This is a genomic window from Citrobacter sp. Cb004, assembly GCF_030337065.1.
Lineage (GTDB): Bacteria > Pseudomonadota > Gammaproteobacteria > Enterobacterales > Enterobacteriaceae > Citrobacter > Citrobacter braakii.
Map to the genome: position 1 here is coordinate 140687 of NZ_JAOWCH010000065.1, position 24119 is coordinate 164805.

27 protein-coding genes and 2 pseudogenes are annotated in these 24119 nt (G+C 46.7%); 21 read left to right on the forward strand and 8 right to left on the reverse strand.

The window, feature by feature from the left end; translation table 11 throughout:
• The first annotated feature begins 40 nt into the window (after positions 1-40).
• The 8 genes from OGV65_RS25520 to OGV65_RS16250 are packed head-to-tail and all read left to right on the forward strand — an operon-like array spanning position 41 to position 10540.
• Positions 41-196, forward strand: coding sequence for a phage tail assembly protein T (locus tag OGV65_RS25520; RefSeq protein ID WP_003833939.1), 156 nt, complete (start codon positions 41-43; stop codon positions 194-196).
• A 1-nt stretch (position 197) separates the two neighbouring features.
• Positions 198-2723, forward strand: coding sequence for a phage tail tape measure protein (locus OGV65_RS16220; RefSeq protein ID WP_286455182.1), 2526 nt, complete (start codon positions 198-200; stop codon positions 2721-2723).
• Positions 2723-3196, forward strand: coding sequence for a hypothetical protein (locus OGV65_RS16225; protein WP_286455183.1), 474 nt, complete (start codon positions 2723-2725; stop codon positions 3194-3196). Before OGV65_RS16220 ends, OGV65_RS16225 begins: the two co-directional genes overlap by 1 nt.
• On the forward strand, positions 3193-3675 hold the full coding sequence (locus tag OGV65_RS16230; RefSeq protein WP_219372121.1) for a DUF1833 family protein: 483 nt from the start codon (positions 3193-3195) through the stop codon (positions 3673-3675). The genes OGV65_RS16225 and OGV65_RS16230 overlap by 4 nt, the downstream gene beginning before the upstream one ends.
• A gap of 9 nt (positions 3676-3684) precedes the next feature.
• The gene (locus tag OGV65_RS16235; RefSeq protein WP_286455184.1) at positions 3685-4065 is read left to right on the forward strand and encodes a nitrite transporter; all 381 of its coding nucleotides are present in this window, start codon (positions 3685-3687) and stop codon (positions 4063-4065) included.
• A complete protein-coding gene (locus OGV65_RS16240; protein WP_286455185.1) occupies positions 4062-6779 on the forward strand; it encodes a host specificity factor TipJ family phage tail protein in 2718 nt (905 codons plus the stop codon). The genes OGV65_RS16235 and OGV65_RS16240 overlap by 4 nt, the downstream gene beginning before the upstream one ends.
• A gap of 56 nt (positions 6780-6835) precedes the next feature.
• Positions 6836-9304 (forward strand): tail fiber/spike domain-containing protein, encoded by a 2469-nt coding sequence (locus OGV65_RS16245; protein ID WP_286455186.1) that lies wholly within the window; start codon positions 6836-6838, stop codon positions 9302-9304.
• 57 nt (positions 9305-9361) lie between these two features.
• Positions 9362-10540, forward strand: a complete 1179-nt coding sequence (locus tag OGV65_RS16250; RefSeq protein WP_286455187.1) for an SGNH/GDSL hydrolase family protein — start codon at positions 9362-9364, stop codon at positions 10538-10540.
• A gap of 205 nt (positions 10541-10745) precedes the next feature.
• Here OGV65_RS16250 and OGV65_RS16255 read toward each other — a convergent pair.
• Positions 10746-10826, reverse strand: a pseudogene (locus OGV65_RS16255) (DinI family protein); the annotation flags it as partial.
• 146 nt (positions 10827-10972) lie between these two features.
• On the opposite strand from OGV65_RS16255, the gene OGV65_RS16260 reads away from it, so the two are divergent.
• Complete coding sequence (locus OGV65_RS16260; protein ID WP_502874461.1) at positions 10973-11362, forward strand: HumD family translesion DNA polymerase; 390 nt, start codon at positions 10973-10975, stop codon at positions 11360-11362.
• Positions 11363-11862: 500 nt separating this feature from the next.
• Here OGV65_RS16260 and OGV65_RS25525 read toward each other — a convergent pair whose 3' ends face one another.
• Both OGV65_RS25525 and cspH read right to left on the reverse strand, forming a co-directional pair.
• Positions 11863-11952, reverse strand: a complete 90-nt coding sequence (locus OGV65_RS25525; RefSeq protein ID WP_016153471.1) for a hypothetical protein — start codon at positions 11950-11952, stop codon at positions 11863-11865.
• A gap of 65 nt (positions 11953-12017) precedes the next feature.
• Positions 12018-12230, reverse strand: a complete 213-nt coding sequence (gene cspH, locus OGV65_RS16265) for a cold shock-like protein CspH (protein ID WP_049040548.1) — start codon at positions 12228-12230, stop codon at positions 12018-12020.
• 297 nt (positions 12231-12527) lie between these two features.
• Here cspH and cspA point away from each other — a divergent pair, with 297 nt between their 5' ends.
• Positions 12528-12743 carry an RNA chaperone/antiterminator CspA gene (gene cspA / locus OGV65_RS16270; RefSeq protein WP_016153470.1) on the forward strand — a complete coding sequence of 72 codons (216 nt, stop codon included), beginning with the start codon at positions 12528-12530 and terminating at the stop codon, positions 12741-12743.
• A 394-nt stretch (positions 12744-13137) separates the two neighbouring features.
• Here the strand turns inward: cspA and OGV65_RS16275 are convergent, their stop codons facing one another.
• Complete coding sequence (locus tag OGV65_RS16275) at positions 13138-13308, reverse strand: YnfU family zinc-binding protein (protein ID WP_162835200.1); 171 nt, start codon at positions 13306-13308, stop codon at positions 13138-13140.
• Between the two features lie 131 nt (positions 13309-13439).
• Here OGV65_RS16275 and OGV65_RS16280 point away from each other — a divergent pair.
• Positions 13440-13613 (forward strand): annotated as a pseudogene (locus tag OGV65_RS16280) (IS30 family transposase); the annotation flags it as partial.
• 18 nt (positions 13614-13631) lie between these two features.
• Here the strand turns inward: OGV65_RS16280 and arsH are convergent.
• Complete coding sequence (arsH, locus tag OGV65_RS16285; protein WP_016153469.1) at positions 13632-14330, reverse strand: arsenical resistance protein ArsH; 699 nt, start codon at positions 14328-14330, stop codon at positions 13632-13634.
• An 86-nt stretch (positions 14331-14416) separates the two neighbouring features.
• Between arsH and OGV65_RS16290 the strand changes: the two genes are divergently transcribed.
• From OGV65_RS16290 to OGV65_RS16305, 4 genes are all read left to right on the forward strand, one after another.
• Positions 14417-14737, forward strand: coding sequence for a transcriptional regulator (locus OGV65_RS16290; protein ID WP_016153468.1), 321 nt, complete (start codon positions 14417-14419; stop codon positions 14735-14737).
• 44 nt (positions 14738-14781) lie between these two features.
• A complete protein-coding gene (locus OGV65_RS16295; RefSeq protein ID WP_016156830.1) occupies positions 14782-16071 on the forward strand; it encodes an arsenic transporter in 1290 nt (429 codons plus the stop codon).
• 12 nt (positions 16072-16083) lie between these two features.
• On the forward strand, positions 16084-16509 hold the full coding sequence (gene arsC, locus OGV65_RS16300) for a glutaredoxin-dependent arsenate reductase (protein ID WP_141875343.1): 426 nt from the start codon (positions 16084-16086) through the stop codon (positions 16507-16509).
• A 282-nt stretch (positions 16510-16791) separates the two neighbouring features.
• A complete protein-coding gene (locus tag OGV65_RS16305) occupies positions 16792-17373 on the forward strand; it encodes a YrbL family protein (RefSeq protein WP_047502094.1) in 582 nt (193 codons plus the stop codon).
• 333 nt (positions 17374-17706) lie between these two features.
• On the opposite strand, the gene OGV65_RS16310 is transcribed toward OGV65_RS16305, so the two are convergent.
• On the reverse strand, positions 17707-18048 hold the full coding sequence (locus OGV65_RS16310) for a hypothetical protein (RefSeq protein ID WP_016156827.1): 342 nt from the start codon (positions 18046-18048) through the stop codon (positions 17707-17709).
• 396 nt (positions 18049-18444) lie between these two features.
• On the opposite strand from OGV65_RS16310, the gene OGV65_RS16315 reads away from it, so the two are divergent.
• The 5 genes from OGV65_RS16315 to OGV65_RS16335 all read left to right on the forward strand — a co-directional run bounded on the left by OGV65_RS16315 (position 18445) and on the right by OGV65_RS16335 (position 21751).
• Positions 18445-18915, forward strand: a complete 471-nt coding sequence (locus tag OGV65_RS16315; RefSeq protein WP_080858831.1) for an SRPBCC family protein — start codon at positions 18445-18447, stop codon at positions 18913-18915.
• Between the two features lie 206 nt (positions 18916-19121).
• Complete coding sequence (locus tag OGV65_RS16320; protein ID WP_286455188.1) at positions 19122-20264, forward strand: transglutaminase-like domain-containing protein; 1143 nt, start codon at positions 19122-19124, stop codon at positions 20262-20264.
• The gene (locus tag OGV65_RS16325) at positions 20242-20598 is read left to right on the forward strand and encodes a mercuric transporter MerT family protein (protein ID WP_047416569.1); all 357 of its coding nucleotides are present in this window, start codon (positions 20242-20244) and stop codon (positions 20596-20598) included. Before OGV65_RS16320 ends, OGV65_RS16325 begins: the two co-directional genes overlap by 23 nt.
• A complete protein-coding gene (locus tag OGV65_RS16330; protein ID WP_016153460.1) occupies positions 20595-20876 on the forward strand; it encodes a heavy-metal-associated domain-containing protein in 282 nt (93 codons plus the stop codon). The genes OGV65_RS16325 and OGV65_RS16330 overlap by 4 nt, the downstream gene beginning before the upstream one ends.
• 209 nt (positions 20877-21085) lie before the next feature.
• On the forward strand, positions 21086-21751 hold the full coding sequence (locus OGV65_RS16335) for a YecA/YgfB family protein (protein ID WP_216403206.1): 666 nt from the start codon (positions 21086-21088) through the stop codon (positions 21749-21751).
• 28 nt (positions 21752-21779) lie between these two features.
• Here OGV65_RS16335 and tyrP read toward each other — a convergent pair whose 3' ends face one another.
• Entirely contained in the window at positions 21780-22991 is a 1212-nt protein-coding gene (gene tyrP / locus OGV65_RS16340; RefSeq protein WP_286455190.1) for a tyrosine transporter TyrP, read from the reverse strand.
• Positions 22992-23216: 225 nt separating this feature from the next.
• Here tyrP and OGV65_RS16345 point away from each other — a divergent pair, with 225 nt between their 5' ends.
• On the forward strand, positions 23217-23456 hold the full coding sequence (locus OGV65_RS16345; RefSeq protein WP_016153457.1) for a YecH family metal-binding protein: 240 nt from the start codon (positions 23217-23219) through the stop codon (positions 23454-23456).
• A gap of 45 nt (positions 23457-23501) precedes the next feature.
• Here OGV65_RS16345 and ftnA read toward each other — a convergent pair whose 3' ends face one another.
• Positions 23502-23999 (reverse strand): non-heme ferritin, encoded by a 498-nt coding sequence (ftnA, locus tag OGV65_RS16350; protein ID WP_016153456.1) that lies wholly within the window; start codon positions 23997-23999, stop codon positions 23502-23504.
• Positions 24000-24119 lie beyond the last annotated feature (120 nt).

Consider the following 24119-nt stretch of genomic DNA (forward strand, 5'->3'; position numbering starts at 1 on the left):
CTGGGTTCTTTACCGTCAAAAGTACGGTAGCCTTAACGGAATGATGCGTACTGAGTGGGCCGCTGGCCTTATTTCTTCTGTGCTGGCTAACGTCAACCGTGGAAAAGATTCCCCCTCCTTCAAAGTAACAGACTTCACACCACACATTAACGAGCCTTCCATTTCACTGGAGCAGGCTATGCAGGAGTGGACATAGCATGGCTGGTAAATCCCTAGGAACGCTGACCATTGACCTGGTAGCTAAGGTTGGTGGATTTGTCTCTGGTCTAAGCCAGGCTGAACGAGCATCTCAAAAATGGCGAAAACAGGTTCAGGCTGATGCAAAAGCGGCGGCGGTAGCATTTACTGGTTTTGCTACCGCGGCAAGTGCGGCAGCTATCGGTGTCGGCGTCGCCGGTTACAACCTGCTAAAAACAACGTCAAAGCAGATTACCGAAACAGACCGTTGGGCTAAGTCGCTCAATATGTCTACGCAGTCTTTGCTTGCCTGGCAGTATGCAGCTGAAAAAGCTGGCGTATCCGGTGACCAGATGGCCGATATCTTCAAGGATATTGGCGATAAAATTGGTGATGCTGTACTGAATAAATCAGGGGAAGCGGTTGATGCTCTAAATGCACTTGGATTATCGGCTAAAAAATTAGCCGGTGAATCACCAGATAAGCAATTGCTGGCTATCAGCAATGCACTCGGCAAGATTAAAACAAACGCTGAAAAGACCACAATCCTTGAAAGTCTTGGCAACGACCTTTCAAAGCTTCTCCCTTTACTTGATCAGGGAGGAGAAAAACTTCGCCAGTACATGGATGCGGCAAAACATTTTGGCGTTGCTCCTGACGATGCTGATATCGAAAAGTTGGTGAAAGTAAACTCCCTGTTTGAGGACATGGAGACGCAGGTAAACGGCGTAAAAATTGAGATTGCAACCGGCCTTGCCAATGTTGACCTGTCAGGATTACAGAACGCGATCACTGACATGGGGGATGTATTCAAAGATCCTCAGGTTATTCAGGGTTTGACAGACCTGGTTGGTGGTGTTGTTGACCTCGCGACCTGGCTTGTTAAAGTTGGTGCTGAAGCAGGGAAGCTAATTGACTTGTACAAAGGCGGTAAGGCTGTAGGTGACAACGCATCTGTAACTGATATAGAGCGCCGCCTCAACAATCTTAAAGCTGATGTAGAAGATCAGGGATTCCTTGCCAGCTTTAACCGAATTGGTATGGACGTTGACGGGAAAAAAGCTGAAATAGCGCAATTAGAACGCCGACTCTCCATCATGAAAGCCGGTAATAATCTTCCTCTCGCCCAGGCCACTATAGCTGCACCATCTTCATCCAGAAATAACTATTCCTTAGGTACTGGAGAAACAAACGGTAAATCGTCTCCAGATGCCGGGGCCAAGAAACTGGAATCAGCGTTTAAGTCTTTGGAAATGAGCTATCAGCGCCAGATAGCGCTAATTGACACAACTGGCAAAAAGAATCAGCAGGTAACCGAGCTTGAGAAGCTGCGTTTTGATTTCACTTCTGGGAAATTAACAGGAATTAATGCAGCTCAGAAAGAACGACTTGAACAACTTGCTACTGAGATAGACCGTCTCAACTCACTCAAAAAAGCCAACGAAGAAAATCTTAAGCTTGTTGAATTCACAGCTAATTTACGCAAACAAAATCAGAATGAACAGGCAAGTAATGATTCTGATTTTATCGGCGCAGGTATGGGCGACAAGAGCCGCCAGCGCATGAAGGAATTGCTTGATATCCAGCGTAGCTTTCTCGACAGGCAGGCCGACCTGCAGAAACAGTACCAAAGCGGCGATATCAGCAAATCTCTTTATGACCAGGAAACAGCAGCGCTACAGCAGGCGCTTGATGAGCGTCTTGATATTCAGGAGGACTACTACAAAAAATCTGATGCTCAGATGGGTGACTGGCAAAGCGGGATAATGGATGCGTTAAATGATTATGCAGATAATTCAGCTGATTATTATCAGACAGCTGCAGATGCGATGACCTCTATTCTTGGTGGGGCAACCTCAGTTATTTCTGACAACCTTAATGATCTTGTGCACGGTGCAGAAGATTTAGGTGATTTCTTCAGTAATATTTTCTCTGGCCTTGGTGAAACAATAATTAAAACCCTTTCTGATATGGCGGCACAATGGCTGGTATATCAGGCAGTGCAATTGCTGGTAGGTAAATCCACTCAGGCAAGCGCAGCGGCATCAATGCTGGCAAACGCACAGGCATCATCCTTGCAGGCTCAGATCGCCGCTTATGCATCTACTGCGGCAATTCCTATCGTTGGTCCCGCTCTTGCCCCTGCTGCTATGGCAACGGCGGCAGCAGTGACTGCTCCGCTTGTCGCTGCAGTTGGTACTTCTGCCCTTGCAGGTATGGCGCACGATGGTATCGACAGCGTTCCTGAAACCGGGACGTGGCTCCTGCAGAAAGGTGAGCGAGTCGTTACATCACAGACATCGGCCAAGCTTGATGAAACACTCGACAGGGTAAATCAGCAGTCTACTCAGGGGGCCAGTTTCTCACCTGTTATAAACATGAATGTGAACGGTGACCCTTCCGACACTCAGATTGCCATGATGAAACAAGCAACCACAGAAGGGGCAAAGCTTGGTTATCAACAGGCAGCCAGTGACCTGGCAAGCGGAAAGGGAAGCATCTCAAAAGCGATGATGCGATGGAACACTAACAGGAGAACTGGTTAATGGCTAAAACGACCAGCATTAACTATCTGAATGATTACCTGCCGATTCCGTTACAGGAAGGGTTCGGGTTAAAGCCTGTTAGCCCATTACTGAGAACAGAACTTACATCTGGCAGGGCAAGGCAGCGCCGCCTGTACACTTCAACACCAACTCAGGCCTCAGTGGCATGGTTGTTTACAGATCCGGAGGCTCAACTGTTTGAGGCGTGGTTCAGGGACACCATCAAAGATGGGGCTGACTGGTTTAACATGCCACTTCGTTCTCCTCTGGGCATTATCGACATGTACGTTTGCCGGTTCGTCGATATTTATGAAGGGCCTACTATTGAAGGTGGTAATTACTGGCGATATACAGCCACCCTGGAGTTATGGGAGCGACCAGTTCTTGCGCCTGGTTGGGCTGATTTCCCGGATTACATTATCAACAGCAGCATTATTGATATTGCGCTCAACAGGGAGTGGCCAAGACCGTGACAATACTGAATCGTCTTTACGCCTCATCTGGTGAAGAGGTGATTATCGAAACACTCCAGATAAACATCGGTAGTGAAGTTTATTATTTATGTAAGGGGTTCGATGATATTACCGCAACCACAGAAAATGGTGATGTTGTGACATTCCAGGCTGCGGCGATTGATATTGCTCTTCCTGCCAGGAATAGTGATGGAACTCAGGACTTACAGTTTGCTATCGATAACATTGATGGAGTTACTTCAACAGCGATTCGTAACGCGCTGGATAATCTCTCAGAGGCATCTTTAACCTATCGTAACTACGTTTCTACTGACCTCAGTGCACCTGCTTCAGTTCCATACACTCTGGCGATTAAGAGCGGTTCATGGACGTCTACACAGGCGCAAATAACGGCTGGCTATATGAACGTACTCGATACTGCATGGCCTCGCCACCGTTACACCCTTCCGTATTACCCTGGACTCCGTTACATGAGTTAAGGAGAAACTATGTTCAATCCTGACAAATACCTTTCTGTCGTGTGGCAGAAGGGCGGTCGCGTTTATCCTGCTCTTGACTGTTTCGGTATCGTCAATGAGGTACGGAAAGACCTTGGATTACCTCTCTGGCCAGATTTTTCAGGGGTTACTAAAGATGACGGTGGCCTTGACCGAGAGGCTGTCAAACTGATGCGATCGCTTGAGAAGTGCGAGCCTTGTGTTGGTGCCGGCGCTGCATGTTATTCCGGTTCAACCGTCACTCACGTTGGTGTCGTGGTTGATATAAATGGTCAACTTCACGTAGCTGAATGCAATCCGGGGATTAATGTGACATTTCTCCCCGTTGTGCGTTTTAAACGTCGCTTTATCAAAGTGGAGTTCTGGAAGTGACAATCAGAATCTATCCATCTCGCTTACCTGGTGAACCGCTTGAAATGCATGAACACGGTGCCATCACAATTCACCAATGGCTGATTAAAAAAGTAGAAGGCTATAAGCCTGATATGAAGCAACCGATCACAATTGATGTTGATGGAAAAAATATTCCACCTCAGGCGTGGTTTGAGTTTGCTATCAAATCAGACAGTGATGTCAGAATTTACCCTGTCCCTTATGGCGCTGTAGCCCTCGCCTGGATTGCCGTTGCAGTATCAGTTGCATCTGTGGCTTACGCTTTATTTTTTGCTCCTGGTGTAGGTGACCTTGGTGGTTATTCCTCAGGAACTGGCAACCCTCTTGATGTAAATCCTGCGAAGGCTAATAACGCAAAGTTAGGAGACCCGATACGCGAGTTATTTGGTCGAAGCCGTATTTATCCAGACTATGCAGTACAGCCTGTAACAAGATTCTCAGTTGATGATCCAACTGTAATGACAGTTGAAATGTTCGTTGTTCTGGGGAGAGGGCGTTTTTCATTTGGGGATGGAGATATTCGTGTAGGGTCAACCCCAATTGCCTCTCTTGGTGATGGGTTTAAATACACAGTGTATCAACCAGGGCAAAACGTTAGTGGAGACCAACGATCCGAAAACTGGTTCAATTCCACAGAGGTTGGGGGAACCGCGTCTGGTTCTGGACTGGACATGGCACAAACAGCACCTGACACTGAAGACGTGGTAGCTGAGTCATTAACGGTTTCTGGTTCTACTATTACTTTTAACGGATTGAGCACCGACGACGGTGACACTACAACAAACGATCTCCCTGACTCATGGACAGAAGGGGCAATTGTTGAATTAGTCGTTCCAGATTCGTATGTGGTAACAAACGATGGTGCCTATAGCAGAATCACCAGTGATGTTCTGGAAGAAATCGCACCTTATATCGGTATGCCGGTGACTCTCGGATTTAACAGTATTGATTACCAATTATTTATCGCTGATTATATCCCACATTCAGTACCACCTGTTGGCGATGAGATTACTGCTTCTATTACACTTGCATATGAAAGTGCTACAGGAACTGCATTTACAGGTATTCCTGAGGGTTATATTCGGTTATCGGTATCCCATGCTGGCAATGAGTATAAAATTCTGGAAATAGATGGAAGTTCTGTCACGTTAGAGCGAATAGTGAGTGGAGTTGTCGATCCCTCATGGCCTGGGTTTTCACCTCGAACTGTTCTTGACTTCGAAGCTAACGGACTTAACGAAAATGATACCTGGATGGGACCATTTCTGGCTTGCCCTGAGAATGAAATTGTGGATATGTTTGAGGTGAATTTTTTCTTCCCGAATGGCATATGTGGGTACAACAAAAAGGGGAAAAAACAAAATCGTGAAGTCAGATGGGAAATTCAGTATCGCGTTTATGGTTCAGGGTCAGGGTGGACCAGTAAAACCGGGTCATATATCCAGCAAAATATAAACGGACTTGGCTTTACAGAAAGGGTTGTTCTTCCTTTACCCGGGCTTGTTGAAATTAGATGCCGTCGCACAAATGAGCAGGGACAGGATAACAGCCGGGATAATATGTACTGGCAGTCATTAAGAGGAAGACTACTTACCAGACCATTATCATACAGTGGTGTGACAACATTAGCGGTATCAGTAGAGACTGGTGGAAAACTGGCTGCTCAATCAGATCGCCGGGTAAATGTCGTGGCCACCAGGGTATATGAATCTGGTACAACAAGAAGTATATCTGGTGCTCTTTACCATATAGGGTCTGAGCTTGGCCTTAATATGGATCATGAAGCAATAGATGCTCTTCAGGCAGCATACTGGACGCCAAATAATGAGTTTTTTGATTTTGCTACCAGTGATTCTGTATCAGCACTCGAGATGCTTCAGAAGGTCAGCAATGCAGGGAAAAGTTATTTCCTTCTGACTGATGGATTAGCCTCTGTTGCAAGGGAGGGAGTGAAACCATGGACTGGAATTATCAGCCCTCAGGAGATGACTGAACCACTTCAAACGGCATTTATAGCACCATCATCAGATGATTATGATGGTGTTGATGTCACATATATCAACGGGACTACATGGGCAGAAGAAACTGTTCAATGCCGGACTTCTGATAATCCAACTCCAGTTAAAATTGAGGACTATACGCTTGATGGTGTTCTTGATCAGGACCGTGCATACCAGATAGGAATGCGTAGGTTGATGAAGTACCGGCAACAGCGGTTAACCCATACAACTACAACAGAGATGGATGCTCTTTGTTATAACGTAGGAGACCGTATAGTTTTCACTGATGATATTCCTGGAAGTAAAACTATCAGTACCCTGATAGAGGATATGACAACAACTGATGGCATTACAAAAATCACAGTGTCCGAACCTCTTGACTGGACGTTTAATAATCCCCGCGCATTGATACGTTATCAAGATGGTTCAGCTTCCGGTTTGCTGCTCGCAACGAATGAAGGTGACTATGAGTTGTCTGTTCCTGAGCAAGCAGAATTTAATAACATCATTATGAATGATCCAGCTATAGAGCCACCACGACTAATTTTCTGCGAATCTTCACGTGTTGGATATAGTGGCATTATTTCAGAGATATCCCCTCAATCTGATGGAACCTGTCAGGTAACGGCAAAAGAATATCGCGATTCTTTCTATCAGTACGACAACGCCATATATCCAGGCAATGTTGCTTAAATAAATCACCTTCTAATAAACCCGCTTCGGCGGGTTTTTTCGTTTATGAGGTCTATATGACGACTTATAAAACCGGTAATCCGCTGGGTTCTTCTGCTGCAAAAGATTTATACGATAACGCACAAAATTTCGATCATCTGTCAAATGACCGTATAAATGAGAAATGGGCAGACCGCTTTGGGGTAGAGCGTCTAACCTGGTATGGCATGGAAAAGCTTAATGAGAATGCTATTGCCGGTTATGGCTGGATACTCACGGACTCATTCCAGGGTGGGGCATTGTTAACGGAACCCAATCAGGCACTTCGCTGGAAGCTTCCTGATGGTAATGGAGAGTATTACCGATGGGATGGTGACTTTCCAAAATCAGTACCAGCCGGTTCAACACCGGATACAGCTGGTGGGGTAGGTATTGGCGCATGGGTTAGCATTGCTGATGCAGCTTTGCGGTCTGAGCTTCAAAGCGGTGATGGTTCTCTTGTTAATACAAGGTACGGTACCCTAGACGAGTACGTGGAAAATACTCCAAGTATTCTTGCAACTAAATATATGACAGAAGCTGAACTATTATCTGTTTTGAATCGTGACAGAAGTGTTTTTGTTGATCAGGCTCTTCAGTTAGCCGCTAATGAGGCAGCAGAAAAAGGTTGTGGTGTATTCTGTCCTCCGGGTGATTATGTTGTCGATAAGAAAGTAAATCTATGGACTGGAATAACATCATTCTGGGGGGATGGTGGGGCAACGATTGTAAGAAGTCAGCGATCATATTTCATGTCCGGTTCTACTACGGATATTGATCCTACTCAGGACCGTTCAAATATGTTGCTGGTTGCCTCAGGTGCTAGCGGTAACATTTCTATCCATGGTTTACGTTTTGATGGAAATGCTAGGAATATGGAGGTTGGGGCTTCTGGATCAGGTTCATCTATACCTGACCAAACACGATATATAGACGTGTGTCCGACAAACGCAGAACCTTACGACAACACTTCTGATGGAGTTAAAACTCCAGTACCTAATGTAACATGGTCAGATCACAGATACTCACTGGGTGGAGTTCTGATATTTGACTGCGTATTCTATGACTCTCCTGGTTCATGTGTTGGCGGTAATATGAGAAATATCCGCATTCAGGGAAACACAATGGACGGATGGTATGATCATGCTGTGTATACGGCTGGTGCTACATTTGCTTCTCCTGGTGTTGGTGCTCTTGTTGAAGAGATAGCGGTAATTGGTAACTCAATGAAAAACAGGGTTAACACAAGGGGTAACGGATGCATAAAAGGCCGTTGTGGTTTCACTCGTTTCTCAATAATAGGAAACAACTTAGACGTTTTAGATAACGCCGTTGTTCTGGATATGCCAGGTTCTAGTGGTAATATTCCATGGGGCCAAATCACTGTATCTGCCAACAACATTAAAACGCAGGGTGTCGGTATCCACATTGTCCCAGGTACCTCTACTGCTCCATGGATTGATACCGGATGGATGAGAGCACTGGTTGTATCTGGAAATACGATCAGAGCATATGATCGAATCCTTCTGATTGGAACAAACGGAACCGTTATTGAATCTACAACTATGTCATTTAGCAATAACGTGATGACAGCTCCGTTGTTTATGTATAACTATGCAGCAATGAGTAATTGCCAGTTCAAAGTTGAAGGTGGTCTGATATCAACAAGTAGCCCGATATTCATGAACGCGAGCGATGATGCAGGATCGGTAAATAGCTCGATAACTTTCGCAGATGTTGAAATGAGGTCTGACTCTACTGCTTCAGTAGGATTTGCATCACTTGGAAACTTCAACAGAATTCTACTAACCGGTTGTAATGTTAATAATATGCAGTTCTCAACTGGTGCCGCTGCTACTCAATTACAGATAAAAGATTGTAATGTATCATTTTTTTCTGGTTTTTCAGCAACAGCTATCCCATTTATAGATACTGTTACTTCAACTAACGTTGGGCTTATGAACCTAATAGAGATTGAAGGCAACAAATTTGATCGCGGACCATCTCTCATGCGACTTAAATGCTCATCTGCCTGTACGGTCTTGTTCACAAGAAATAAATTCCTGAACTGCTCTAACCGAGTTGTTAATTTCCACCCAATTGGATATTCACCTAAAGTTTTGATTGTATCTGATAACGTGCAAATAGGCGGCTTTCTTTTCAATCAATTGTTGACAGGGGTATCTAAGGCAACCGGTACCAGTTACGCAGAATTTACATATAACTATGTGGCATCAACAACCCCTGGAACAGCTGGTAACGCGACGATACTAATCGATGATGGGGCAACTCCATGGCTTTCACAGTACGAAAACATCAGGATTGCTGACAATATGTTCAAAGATGCAACAGACGCGATCAGATGCTCTGGTTCGGCAGTATCAGGTATTGTATCAACAAACAAGCTATGGTTTGGAGATAACTCTTCAATAAACTCAAGCGCGACTTGTCAATATCCAACGGCAAATAAATCCAATACTGACATGCCGCAAAACATCACCATATAACGTTTACATGCAGCCGCGCAGAACCTAAAATGCTGATTTTGCGCGGCGAATTGTACTATGGAAAGAAGAACCATTCTTAAAGCTATACTTTTAGCATCGGCTTCAGCATCAGTACCGAGAGTGCATGCTACGGTTAATTCTGAAAAAATTAGGGGTTATCCTGATACGTTTGGGCTTAACAGCCTCAAATCTACTCACATAAAGACCATGGGAATCTCTGCTGGCGATAAGACAATATTCAACGTTGCTTTTATCGGTGATAGTTGGACTCAAGCACCAGACAGATATTCAGGCGTTCTTGCCGACTATCTTGTTGCGAAATATGGTGATGGTGGCTCAGGATGGATTGGTTTCGGATCGCTGTATAGGCCAGGCTATTTTACGATTAATGGCTGCGGAAGGTCAAAAAAATTTATTGTTAAATACGATAATCCAGAGTCATGGACCATCGGTGGATACGCAAACAGAAATACCCCTGACCTCAGCGCTGCTGGCTCTAACAAAGCTGGAGCAAAGATAACCGTATTCGGAAGCGGCCCTGTAATTAAATATAAAATCTGCTATCAGAAATCAGATGGGATATTTAAATACAAAGTCAGTGGAAGCGAATGGGTAACAATTGACGCTAGCCAATCACCAACTTACATTTCATTTCATGAGTGCGATTGTAATTTTGATGGCGCATGGAATATAGAATTCGTTGTTGTTTCAGGTGATTGCATCATTGGTGGGATAATGACCTACTCTGGCACCCCTGGAGTCATAGTAAACAAATTGGGGTCAACAGGATCAACAACTCGTGATTGGGTAGAAAAGGATAGGGATTTATGGGTGTCGGGGCTTAAAGAAATGACCCCAGACCTTGTTACTATTCTATTCGGCACTAATGACCAAAGCATTCCTTTAACGGTGGATCAATATTCGCGGAATGTTCTGAAGATTATCAACCGTGTTAGAGAGGTTAATGATGATTGCGACATCCTTCTGATTGCACCTTGTGAAAACGCGAGGAAGGGGAACAAAATAGCCATGAAAAAATATGCCAACGCGCTATATGAGATAGCAAAGTTGAAGAAGATAGGATTTCTAAATCTTCAGCAAGTTTTTGGCGAAACACCACGTCATTATGATATGGATAGCAGACTTCCGTTAATAGGTCCTGATAAAATACATCCAATAGAAGAAACTGGTGGACGACTAATTGCATACGCCATAAAAGAAGCTATGGGGGTGTGAAATAATCTCTCGTTGGATAGATAAAAGGAAGCATCGCTGCCTTTGTTATTTATTGTATTTTAAATCTTTTTTCATATTTATTAATTTTGTGTTAAATGAGTAACACGAACATTAACCACCCCACTTTACTGTATATGTGTACAGTGTTTATACTGTATTCTTATTCAGGTATCCAAGAGGGGGTTAAATTATGCCACGACGTAGCGATATTGAAATTGCCTGGTATGCTTCGATACAGCAAGAACCGAATGGCCGGAAGACAGTCACCACACAACGGTTTGTCCATGAACTGAGTAAGGTTAACTGGAACTGGACGCTGAAGCAGGCCAACGAATGGATCGAGTGGTATGTGACAACGTTCCGCGATGTATCAACGCAGGAAGGCGATAACCGTACCTTTCAGCTATTCAATCCAAACGGAGGACTATAGCCATGGGCTTCCCTTCACCTGCGGCAGATTATGTTGAAACACGAATCTCCCTCGATCAACAGCTAATCAGCCAGCCCGTAGCGACTTACTTCATGCGGGCATCGCGTTCACATTTCAGGGAAGGGATAATCCAGGGAGCGCTGCTTGTTGTTGATGCGTCACTTTCTCCCTGTGATGGCTCTCTGCTGATATGCGCGATAGACGGGGAATTCATGATCAAACGATATCGGACTCATCCTCATCCCCACTTGATTAATCTGGAGAACGGGAGAAGGGAGGCGCTGCCAGCAGATGATGACGGTTACAGTTCTGCGCCCGCTATATTCGGGGTGATCACGTACATCATTAATGATGCCAGGAACGCGGAGTTTGATGACTGCCCGGTAATATGAATACCTTAAATTTCGCGAGGATTTTAACCTCACTCACCCGACACGTTAGGACAATGTTGAGAGAAAAAATGTTTCACCATTGTACCTTCTTGATGATTATAAGCTATTGATTAAGTTGATCTTAAAGTCATGGGTTATTGGCGAAAAAACGGCGTAACTTGTTGATAGTGCGAGATAACACGCATGATTTAAAATCCCTCGGCGTTCGCGCTGTGTGGGTTCAAGTCCCACTCCGGGTACCATGGGAAAGAAAAGAATAATCAAAGCAATAAGCAGTGTCGTGAAACCACCTACGGGTGGTTTTTTTGTGCCTGAAATTTCCTGCTTCTCGCGCAGCGAACCTTCAAGATCAGAAATCCCCTGGCTTTCATCCTTTGTGCATTAAAGGCATTTGGGGTGTAACGCAGCATATCACCCTGACGGGCGCAACACAGATACGCCAACGCTATTGCAACTCTTACCGGTCTATTTGCACCATCAGTATGCGGTGAACTAACTGGTTAGATGAAAACAAGTAGAGTCACTATCAGCGTGCAGCATGAGCTCTTAAGGCCTGTCAGCCAGTCGTTGAGATAGATTTTCTGATACATATGAAACTCTCCCTGTTTTGAAATTCTCTTTTATGATTCCAGAAGTCAGGAGGGGCGACTACAGGTCATGAGAGATAAACGTTCGCAGCCGAGGGGCCTCGAAGACCATTTATTCGACAAAACTCAACGCGTAATCCGGGGATGAGTACTTCTGAGTCACGGAGACTTAAGGCTGAAATGTGAAGCTGTACATCTTTGCGACCATCGGAGGGGGAGATAAGGCCTTTACCGCTCTTGCAGTCAAAGGCTTTGACAATTCCTGTCATTTTACGAGACAAAAAAATTCCTTAAAGCTAATAACGTGTTGCACTATACACATACCCCTGGATAATGCCAGAAATATTTTTCAGCAATCGTGAGATCTGGATAGCTAAAATAAACATTGATTATTATATACGCCCGTGCGTTAATGGTCGCGTCGGTTTGAAGAACAGACAAAATACAAAGTAGTTTACTAAAGCAGTTCTCATTTCAGGTGTTTTATATTTATCCCTTCTTTGAGTCTCCCCACTAAGCACTAAGTAGTTTCTGTAATAAAACCATGTTCGCCGGAAGGCCAAATTAAGGAATACAAAATGTCAAAAAAGATGAATGGTTTAGTAAAATGGTTTAATGCCGATAAGGGATTCGGTTTTATTTCTCCTGTTGACGGTAGTAAAGATTTATTTGTACATTTTTCTGCTATCCAGAGCGATAATTTCCGCACCTTGTTTGAAGGGCAAAAAGTCTCTTACTCCATTGAGAATGGTACTAAAGGTCCGGTTGCTGGCAATGTAGTTATTACAGAGTAAATCCTTTTTTTGTCTGTATGCGATAACGAAGAAGGCTAAAGCCTGAGTAGACATACTGACAGAAGCAATGGATGTATTGTTGGGTCAGTAGAGATGAAATGTTACTGATCCGGCATTCAGGGCAATGGTCAGCATATTTCATCTCTCTTTTGCATGAGAAAGTATGCTGACCATTGTGAGTACGTGTAGGTTCGCTGCACAAAAAGTCTAACCGCTTGCTTTGCACGACAACGTATGCAAGGGGATAGCTTTTCCCAGATCTCACCATAATTTTTATTTTTTAAATATGAAAATACTAAACCCGCAGCCAGCGGGTTTTCTGTTATCTGTAGCTTGATAAATATTAAAATACAGAGGTGGTGATTCTGTTCCAGAAATAGAGTCTAAAACGGATTCAGGCTGCTTCTTTTTGGTTTGTCTGGAATACTTTATTGCAATGAGGACAGATTAAAAGAGAACCTTTTTGTACTCTTGAAAAACTGTGTTCAGATTGTTGGGTACAGTTTGGGCAGGTGCATTTGACAAGATAGTTGCGGCGTGATTTAGAGTCTTTACGTTCTGACATAGGCTTTTCCTTGAGTGGATGAACTTCAACCATACCCTAATTTGTCCAAAAAATCTTAACTTTATGATGTTTTGGATATGTAAATATAAAGAAAAGGTATCGCAAAGAGCCTGATGATAAGGGCGGCTTCCCAAATTTATTTCTGTAATCCTCAATCTCCCTGGCTGCGTGGTTCTAATGAAAATACGAACAGATTGCTCAGACAGTATTTTCCAAAAGGAGCTGGCTTATCGGTTCGCAGCCAGCAAAGAATTAACATTGTTGCATCCAGCGTTGAACGCACAGCAAAAAGCAGACGTTTTTGAGCTCAGTAAAAAAGGCCGTTATATTTTGGCCTGATTGACGCGGGATGAAAGCTCCTGATGGCTCTCTTTTCGTTCGCTGTAGCGATCGGCAAGGTAATCGGTTTGCCCCTTGAGCAGCAGCGTGATTTTAAACAACTCCTCGGCGACATCGACGATACGATCATACCAGGACGAAGGTTTCATTCGCCCGTTCTCATCGAATTCTTGCCAGGCTTTGGCTACTGAGGACTGGTTAGGGATCGTGAACATCCTCATCCAGCGCCCAAGGATACGCATCTGGTTCACGGCGTTAAAAGACTGCGACCCGCCGCAGACCTGCATCACCGCCAGTGTTTTACCCTGTGAAGGGCGAACGGCCCCTTCGCTTAAGGGTATCCAGTCGATCTGTGCCTTCATCACCGCACTCATTGCCCCATGCCGCTCCGGGGAACTCCACACCATCCCATCACACCATCTGACCAGCTCGCGCAGCTCGGTGACTTTTGGGTGCGTATCTGGGGCATCATCCGGCAGGGGTAAACCTGAGGGGTTAAACAGTCTTACTTCCGCTCCCATCGCCGTCAGCAGGCGTCCTGCTTCTTCTGCGGCAAAACGACTGTAAGAACGCTCTCTTACCGAGCCATACAGGATCAGTATGCGTGGCGGCTCCTGGAGCTGCAGGCGTTCAGCAATCTGCTGATCGAAGCAATCAGCATTCAGTGCAGGAAAGTGTTCCATTTTTTACTCCTCCGGGAGGTTCTGTGATTTCAAATTCAACACATATGATTTATCATATATGTATTCTAAAGGGAACGGAGTAAAAAATGCTACAGCCTGTTCAGCTTTTTAAAATCCTGTCGGATGAAACCCGTCTCGCGATTGTTATGCTTCTCCGGGAATCCGGCGAACTGTGCGTATGCGATATATGCGCGGCGACCTCTGAATCACAGCCTAAAATTTCTCGCCACATGGCTATTCTGCGTGAAGCAGAGCTGGTGCTTGACCGCCGGGAAGGCAAATGGATTCACTACCGTCTGTCTCCCCACATGCCAGCGTGGGCCGCTGAGACGATCACGACGTCCTGGCAGTGTCTGAGGAAAGATGTGGGTGAATGGCTGAAAAAATCAGCCTGCACATCCTGTTGAGAGAATTTTTTACATACACATAATCATATATAAAGGAATCTAAAATGCTTTTGGCAGGGAGTATTTTTATACTGACGCTGGTCCTGGTCATCTGGCAGCCCAGAGGTCTCAGCATTGGCTGGAGCGCAAGTATCGGAGCCTTACTGGCACTGGGGACGGGGGTCATCCACATTGATGATATTCCCGTAGTCTGGAATATCGTCTGGAACGCAACAGCGGCATTCATCGCGGTGATTATCATCAGCCTGCTGCTTGATGAGTCCGGTTTCTTTGAATGGGCCGCGCTGCATGTCTCCCGCTGGGGTAACGGGCGTGGTCGCCTGCTGTTTACCTGGATAATACTGCTTGGCGCTGCTGTTGCTGCGCTGTTTGCTAACGACGGTGCAGCACTGATACTGACGCCGATTGTGATTGCGATGTTGCTCGCCCTGGGGTTCAGCCAGGCGACGACGCTGGCCTTTGTCATGGCTGCAGGGTTTATCGCAGATACTGCCAGCCTGCCGCTGATTGTCTCTAACCTGGTCAATATTGTCTCGGCGGATTTCTTCGGCCTGGGCTTTACACAGTATGCCTCCGTGATGGTCCCTGTGAACCTGGCGGCCATTGCTGCCACGCTGGTCATGCTCCATCTCTTCTTCCGCCGCGACATCCCGGCCAGTTATGATGTTTCACTGCTCAAGATGCCTGCCAGTGCGATTAAAGATCCGGCGACGTTCAGGGCGGGCTGGATTGTTCTGCTGTTCCTGCTGGTCGGTTTCTTTGTTCTGGAACCGCTGGGGATCCCAGTAAGCGCGATAGCAGCAGTTGGGGCTGCGGTGCTGTTCGTGGTAGCCAAGCGTGGCCACGCCATTAATACCGGGAAAGTGCTGCGTGGGGCGCCCTGGCAGATCGTGATTTTCTCGCTGGGTATGTATATGGTCGTCTACGGCCTGCGTAATGCAGGACTCACCGAGTATCTTTCTGCTGTACTCAATATGCTGGCAGACAAAGGTTTATGGGCTGCCACGTTCGGTACCGGCTTCCTGACTGCCTTCCTGTCGTCTGTGATGAACAATATGCCGACGGTGCTGATTGGTGCATTGTCCATAGACGGGAGTGCTGCGACTGGCGTCGTCAAAGAGGCGATGATTTATGCCAATGTGATTGGCTGCGATTTAGGTCCTAAAATCACCCCGATAGGCAGTCTGGCAACTCTGCTGTGGCTTCATGTGTTGGCACAGAAAAATATGACCATCACCTGGGGATATTACTTCCGCACCGGCATTATCATGACTCTGCCCGTGCTGTTCGTCACGCTGGCCGCGCTGGCGTGGCGGCTCTCTGTCACTTTGTAATGAGATACTGATATGAGCAACATTACCATCTATCACAACCCGGCCTGTGGCACCTCGCGTAACACGCTGGAGATGATCCGTAACAGCGGTAACGAACCAACTATTATTTATTATCTCGATACGCCCCCGACTCGTGATGAACTGACCAAACTGATTTCAGATATGGGCATTTCAGTACGCGCATTGCTGCGCAAGAACGTTGAACCTTATGAGCAATTGGGTCTTGATGAGGATAAGTTTTCTGATGAGCAGTTGATCGATTTTATGATTCAGCATCCGATCCTGATTAATCGACCGATTGTTGTGACGCCGCTTGGCACGCGTCTTTGTCGTCCCTCAGAAATTGTGCTGGATATTTTACCTGAAGCTCAGAAAGGCTCTTTTACCAAAGAGGATGGCGAAAAGGTCATTGACGAAAAAGGGAAACGGGTTAAGTAATCTTTCCGCTTAATATTATCCGGTGCCTGTTGACTTCATACCGGTGCCTGCTCTTCGCTGATAACCCTCGTTCACGACTGGAGAAGCTGATTTGCGGGGGTATCAAAACAGGTTCATTAGCCTGCCCACTTGCCAGAAGAGGCATTTGTCTCACTCCGAATGCATTTCGTTTATCAATTATTGAAATAAATATATACATAATAGTTTTTGATTAGCAGAACTTACCGATGCAGGTCAGTTGAGGCAATTTCATTTCCCTTAGGGTAAGAGTCAAAAACTATCATGAAACAAGAGCTTGTATTGACAGATGAAGACTTACTTGCACGAGGTAACGATCGTTACGTCTTTCAGCATCCACAGGATAGTAACCTGCTGATCAAAATCGTTATTTCAGATATTGCGAACTATAAAAGCAAGTTACGGGAAGTCTTCCGGGACCTCAAAGAATGCAAGCCTGGTCATCAAACAGACTCTCTTTATATGCAAAAGATCGAAGGTCTTGTTGAAACAAATAAAGGTCTAGGGCAGATCACTGTGAAGGAGTGCGATGAGCATGGCAACATTGCTCAAACTCTTTATCAGCTTGCTCTGAAAAAAGAACTCGATGACAGCAAATTGCAGAAGCTGAATGCTTTTTTAGCATGGTTTGTCAGCACCAAAGTCATTATTAACTCCCTGCATTGTAAAAACATTGTTTATGCCTGGGATAGCGAGCGTCAGGATTATCGCTTCAAAGTCATTGACGGGTTTGGTGACAAAACGTTTTTTCAACTCAGTAAGCTTTCGCAATCAGTTCGCGATAAGAATAAAATCAAATGTCTCAAGCGGATGCTTAACGATTTGAACGGTCTGCAACAAGCTTAACCACGCAGGTTAAAAATAATCGAATCACCAGTTTTCTGTTGCCGGACTTCCGATCCCGCATACCTGATTAACACAGGTGTTTACGCAGAAGTAAGTTACATATTAACTTCTTGAAAAATATCCTGAACTGCTCGGCGTTCGTGCTGTGTGGGGGCAAATCCCACACCGGTACCATGGGAAAGAATAGAACAATCAAAGCAATAAGCAGTGTCGCGAAACCACCTACGGGTGGTTTTTTTGTGCCGACTTTTGACGAACCATAGGTATTTTGCGTCAAGTAAGCCAGCCAGATACGTTAAGCCGCCCGCTACACACTCCCCATTGCCAATCAATCTATCGACGAATCGGTGCATTAAACATAAACCTTCCCCGAGCAGGGTTGTTAATAAAGCCATCCCGGGCGGGATTATAGTTGTGGTCCTGAAAACCATTCATCATGATGGGATCGCCTATGCCATCCTGAATCGCCAAATGTCTGTGGATTCGGTTACGTGTCCTGAATGTGAAAGCGAAATCATCCGTCCCGCCAATGATGATGACGCCATTTCCTGCAAGAAGTGCCGCGCTTAACTCTTGCTCTCTTGCGGCCTGGTTTTGTAACGCGCTGGCTGCGGCAGACGATGACGCCAGCAGCAATACGAGGACGGCGCATGAAAATACCGGTGGCAGTTTCATGATTAATACCCATTAAAAGTATGGCTATTAAAGTATAGTCTTATGTCGTCATCTCATCTGAATAGAAAATGAACAATTTAAGCCTGTTGCCTGTACAGAGTCTAAGGGGGCGGGAGAGGAGTGCCGCGCAATTAAGAACTATAATAAAAACAGTCGACAGCTGATGACTCCAGTTTGCAGATAGTACCGATACAGGGGGCGGTTATGCGCGTCTCATTTTCTCCGCGAGTTGCGTTCACCGCTACGACATCTGGCTGGATAATTATCACGGACTCCCTGCCAAAGTGATCAGCTATGAGCCAGATGGGCAGCGATTAGAAACTGTTCTTCTGGATGCTATGGTTATCAACACCCGTTTCCCCGTCAATTTTTTCACGCCTTGAGGGAGCCTGCACTATGGCTGACTATCAGTTTTCCACAGTCTGGCGGGTTGAGGCTTCAATTCAGGAGGTATGGGATGTTTTTTCCCATCCGGATAGGTGGCCTGAATGGTGGGGAAGTCTGGAACGCATCGTTGAGATAAGGAAAGGGGATTTACGGGGTATTGGGGCGTTGCATCGTTATACCTGGAAAGGGGCGCTTCCTTATCGCTTAACCTTTGATATCAATGTGTTGAAAATACGGCCTTGCACACTGCTTGAAGGACAAGCCAGCGGCGCGGTGGAAGGGCGAGGGGTATGGTCTTTTACTGCCAATGGTACAGCGACTATTGTCAGATATGACTGGAATGTGCGTACCACGATCCGCTGGATGAATTATCTCGCCCCGCTGGCAGCACCTGTATTTCGCTGGAATCACAACACGGTCATGCGCGAGGGGGCAAGAGGGTTAGCCCGCAAACTGGCAACGACTGTGTATATAGTCTGAACGTATCTCCGCTGCTGTACTTTTTTGGCTGTAAATGGCTTAATAGCAACCTTGCAGTTTCTCACTTCATTCACAGTTAACAGGTCTGTTATTGATGAATAATCTCCATCGACTCGCCTTTTTATGCCAGCCTCTGTCTGCTGTGATGATCGCGTACGGTTTCCCCTTTAGCCGTAGCTCAACTCTTACAACCTGGACAGACAGCAATGCAACGTCGTCAGTTTCTCAAAAATAGCGTTCTCCTTTCCGCCGCCGGATTAGTCGGCCCTGCAGTCATTAGCCAGACGGTACGTGCCGCTGAGCCATCCGTTGCGCCAGTGGCTCGTCGACGCTTTGTCTTATCTCAAACGTATAAACTTAATCCTCCTAAGGGATCGAGCGGCGTGGTGAAACTGTGGATCCCGCTACCGGTGGATACCGCGTTTCAACAAATGACAGCGCTTGCCTTTAGCGGAAACTATAAGCAGGCGTACGTCACCACCAATAATACCTACGGCGCGAAAACGCTGTTTGCCACCTGGGCTGACTCGCAGGGTGAATTGTTGGTTAACGTTGATATCGACATTGAAACCGCCGACTGGGAACCGCTGAAGCAGGACGCGCTGAAAAACTGGCAGGCACCTGAGCAGATTATTTATCCGCTGGATGTAAAACCGTATCTGTTGCCGACGGCACATACCCCAGTTGATGGACGGGTCCTGGAAACCGCGCGTAAAATCACCGGTAATGAGCAGGATCCGCTGAAAAAAGCGCGCCTGATTTACGAATGGGTCAGCAGCCATATGGAGCGTGACAACGACGTTATTGGCTGCGGCACGGGGGATGTGGCGGAGATATTAAAAAGCAGTAAGCTCAAAGGAAAATGCACCGACATGAGCTCCGTTTTTGTTGCTCTGGCGCGGGCCAGCGGTATTCCGGCGCGCGAACTGTTTGGCATCCGTCTGGGCAAGGCCAATAAGCTCGAACGTTACTCGAAAAGTGCTTTTGGCACAGCCGACAGTGCAGGCGTTGCCAATGTGAGCGGCGGTCAACACTGCCGTGCTGAGTTCTATCTGGCAGGTTACGGTTGGTTACCGTGCGATCCTGCTGACGTGACCAAAATGCGTCTGGCAGAGAAAAAAACGCATCAGGATGCCGATGTCCAGGCGGTTAACGCTTACCTGTTTGGTAACTGGGAAATGAACTGGGTTGGATTCAACTACGGACGTGATTTCGAGTTGTATCCGGCAACGGAGCAGGGGGCCATGAATAACTTTGGTTATCCTTACGCTGAAGTCGATGGTGACCCGATCAATTTTTATGATCCTAAAGCGTTCTCCTACAGCTATGTCGCCACAGAACAACGCTAAAGGTGCGGGGATTACCCTGTTGACGGCTGCTGCGGCCGCCGTCACCGCTGGCTTATGCTGTGTTGGACCGCTACTTTACCTGCTGTTTGGTATTTCGGCGGCGAGCTTCGCCGTTTTCACCCGGTTTGAGTTTTTGCGAACTCCTCTGGTACTGCTGTCCCTGGGATTATTACTGCGTGTCTTCTGGCGGCTCTATTTTTCCAAACGGTTGTGGTGCTCCGGGTGGTTAACTCTGAAGCAAGCGCGCGTTCTCTACTGGTGCGCGCTGGCATTGATTTTGCCGGTGCTATTTTACCCAACGCTTGTTGCCTGGTTTTATGAGGTATTTGAATGAAGATCTTCGCGTTAGTTGCATGCTTGCTGTTGCCGCTGTGGGCTCAGGCGGCCAATCAAAAAGTGGTGCTGGATATACAAAATATGACCTGCTCGTTATGCGTTATTTCGGTCAATCAGGCGCTACGTGAAACCGACGGCGTGATTAAAGCAAAATCCTCTCTCAAAACCCGGCAGGCAGAAGCCATCGTGCCAGAAGGTTTCCCAACCGATACTCTACTTAACGCAGTAGCGAAAACGGGCTATACCGCAACGCTCAACCGTATTGAACAACAGTAAACCACCTGCGGGTGGTTTTATTGTGTTTTCCCGGTATGATGCCCGGCGGCTTAGTGTTCTCTTTTGTGCGTTAACTACCGGAATTCCCCTCTTTTCCTGTTAACCTGAACAGGCGGCTGCTGTAAGCCGCATATGCCCATTTATATCTGTTATCCCTCCAGCCATGTAGGATGATCACAGGCAAGATTTTTTGACTAAGGAAAAGCGTTATGAAAACGGGACCATTAAACGAGAGCGAACTGGAATGGCTGGATGATGTACTGACTAAGTACAATACAGATAAGGCTATTCTGGATGTGTCAGAACTGGATGGTTTACTGACGGCGGTACTGAGTTCACCGTATGAAATTGAACCGGAGCAGTGGCTGGTCGCTATTTGGGGCGGCGCGCAATATGTTCCTCGCTGGTCCTCCGAAAAAGAAATGACGCGTTTCATGAACCTGGCGTTTCAACATATGGCGGATACGGCCGATCGCCTGGATGAATATCCTGAGCAGTTTGAGCCGCTGTTTGGTTTGCGTGAAATTGACGAGCATGAACTGACCATCGTTGAAGAGTGGTGTTTTGGTTATATGCGCGGCGTCGCGCTGTCGGACTGGTCCGCGTTACCAGACTCGTTAAAATCGGCACTCGAGGCTATTGCGCTGCACGGTACGGAAGAAAACTTTGCGGTCGTTGAGAAAATGACGCCAGAAGCGTTCGAAGAGAGCGTGGATGCCATCCGCCTGGCGGCGCTGGATCTGCATGCTTACTGGATGGCGCATCCTCAGGAAACGCCGATTAAAGTACCGGTCAAAGTGGATGCCAAGGTAGGGCGCAATGACCCTTGTCCGTGCGGTAGCGGTAAAAAATATAAGCAGTGTTGTTTGCATTAAGAAAAAGGGGCATTAAGCCCCTTTTGTTTTAACCCACTTCCGGTAGTAATCCTGCTGCAATAGAAAACTGTACGGCTATTACCACAATGCCGCACAAAAATACCAGCGCCAGCGCCGGAGCACCCCCTGCCACGCGATATTTAGCCTGTGGATTCTGTTTTCTGCTCTGCCATGCCAGCATCGAGGGAATGAGCAGCGCCAGCACCGCCAGGGCAACGCCCGCATACCCCAGGGCCATGACGAAACCACGCGGATAGAACAGCGCGAATGCCAGCGGCGGCAGGAAGGTCACCACGCCGGTTTGCATTCTTCCTGCTACGGTATTGCGGCGCTGGAAGAGGTCGGCCAGGTAGTCAAATAATCCCAGTGCGACGCCGAGGAAAGAGGTTGCCAGCGCAAGGTCGGCAAACAGATGCACCGCCAGTTCGACGTGCGGCGAAGCCACGACTTCACGTAATGCTTGTAATAAACCGTTTAAACCAGCGTGGTTGGCTAACAGCCCCATGAACGTTGAGGAGTTAATACTTCCAAGCGTAGCCAGTTGCCAGAAGATATAGGCGACCAGCGGAATGGCGCTACCGGTGATAAACACCCAACGCAGTTTACGGATGTTACCGTTCATATAGCTGACGATACTGGGGACGCTGCCGTGAAAACCGAACGAAGTGAAGATAACCGGGATAGCAGACAGTGCCAGCCCCTGCTGAAGCGGCAACGTAAGCAGGTTTACTTTATGGATATGCGGCATTAACAGGGCCAGCATCACCATCAGGAAGATTATCTTGGCACTGAACAACAGACGGTTGAACAGATCGACCAAAGATGTGCCAACGCAAACCACGCCACCGGCAACAAAGGTGAACAGCAGTACGCCTGTTGTCGGGGAGAGCGTTGTCCCGGTCCAGTCGCTGATGCTGGAAGCCAGCAACTCACCAGCGCCACTGATATACGCCGCCGTCAGCGCGTACATTAAAAACATCATGCTAAAGCCCGTTACCCATTGTCCGTAGCGACCAAGATAACGTTTTGCCAGCGTACCCAACCCGGTGTCTGCCGGTACGTGTTGATACACTTCAAGCAGTAACAGCGCGGTGTAGCACATTAGCGCCCAAAGACTCACTAACAATACCAGCGTGACGCTAAACCCCACGCCTGCCGCGGCCAGCGGCATTGCCAACATACCGGCACCAATCGTGGTTCCCGCCACGATAAAAATACTACCTAGGGTTCTGTTTTTCACGCTTTCCTCTGTCCCAGAGATAATCAACGGTTATATCTGCGGCGCAGGTTAAGGCAAAACGCTATTTTCGTCAAATCACCGTTACAATGAATGTACATTAATCTTTACGATGTTTGGCGCGTTAAGATGTATCACAAATGATATTTATCTGCGGGTAAACCTGCGTTAGCGCAAAGCAAGGCCGTGCCGTTCACATTAGGCTACGGACTTTATTGAGGAGGTAGTATGGAATCTATTCACGGTCACGAAGTGCTCAACATGATGATTGAATCTGGCGAGCAGTATTCAAATGCCAGCCTTGAAGCGGCGATTACGGCACGGTTTGGCGAGCAGGCTCGTTTTCACACCTGTTCTGCGGCGGATATGTCGGCAGCTGAGCTGGTGGCGTTTTTAGCGGCGAAGGGAAAGTTTATTGCAAAAGAAGACGGCTTCTCTACGCACGAAAGCAAGATCTGCCGTCACTGATTTTAGCGGGTAATGATGGCGGGTTGCCTTCATTACCCCACAACATTAATTCTGTGTATCAAGCGTAGCCAGTTCTTTATCGATGAAATAAAGACCTTCGCCACTTTTCCCAGCCAGCGATAACTTATCAATGACAGATTTAAATAATTTCTCTTCTTCATGCTGCTCGGCAACATACCATTGCAGGAAATTAAACGTCGGATAATCCTGGTGGGTCATTGCCGCGTGTGCCAGCTCATTAATTTTCTGGGTAATCAACTGCTCGTGTTCGTAAGTAACACGGAACAGTTCGTCCAGAGACGCATATTCAGCAAAGGGGGAAGGAACGGTGTTAATACACGGCAAGCTGCCGGTATCGGTCAGGTAGTCAAACAGACGCTGCATATGCGTCATCTCTTCCTGGGCGTGACGGCGCAGGAACGCGGCGGCGCCTTCAAAGCTGTGATAGCTGCACCACGCGCTCATCTGTTGGTAGAGCAGAGATGAATATAATTCAAGGTTCATTTGCTCATTCAGTTGGTCGATCATTTCTGTTTTCAGCATGGCTGTGCTCCACAAACGTTATTATATATTAGCGTGGCGTCACTATAATTTGTTATTTAATTATTTGCAAAAGGTAAAATAATAAATTTATTTATTAAAAATGCGAATGGGAATAAAACG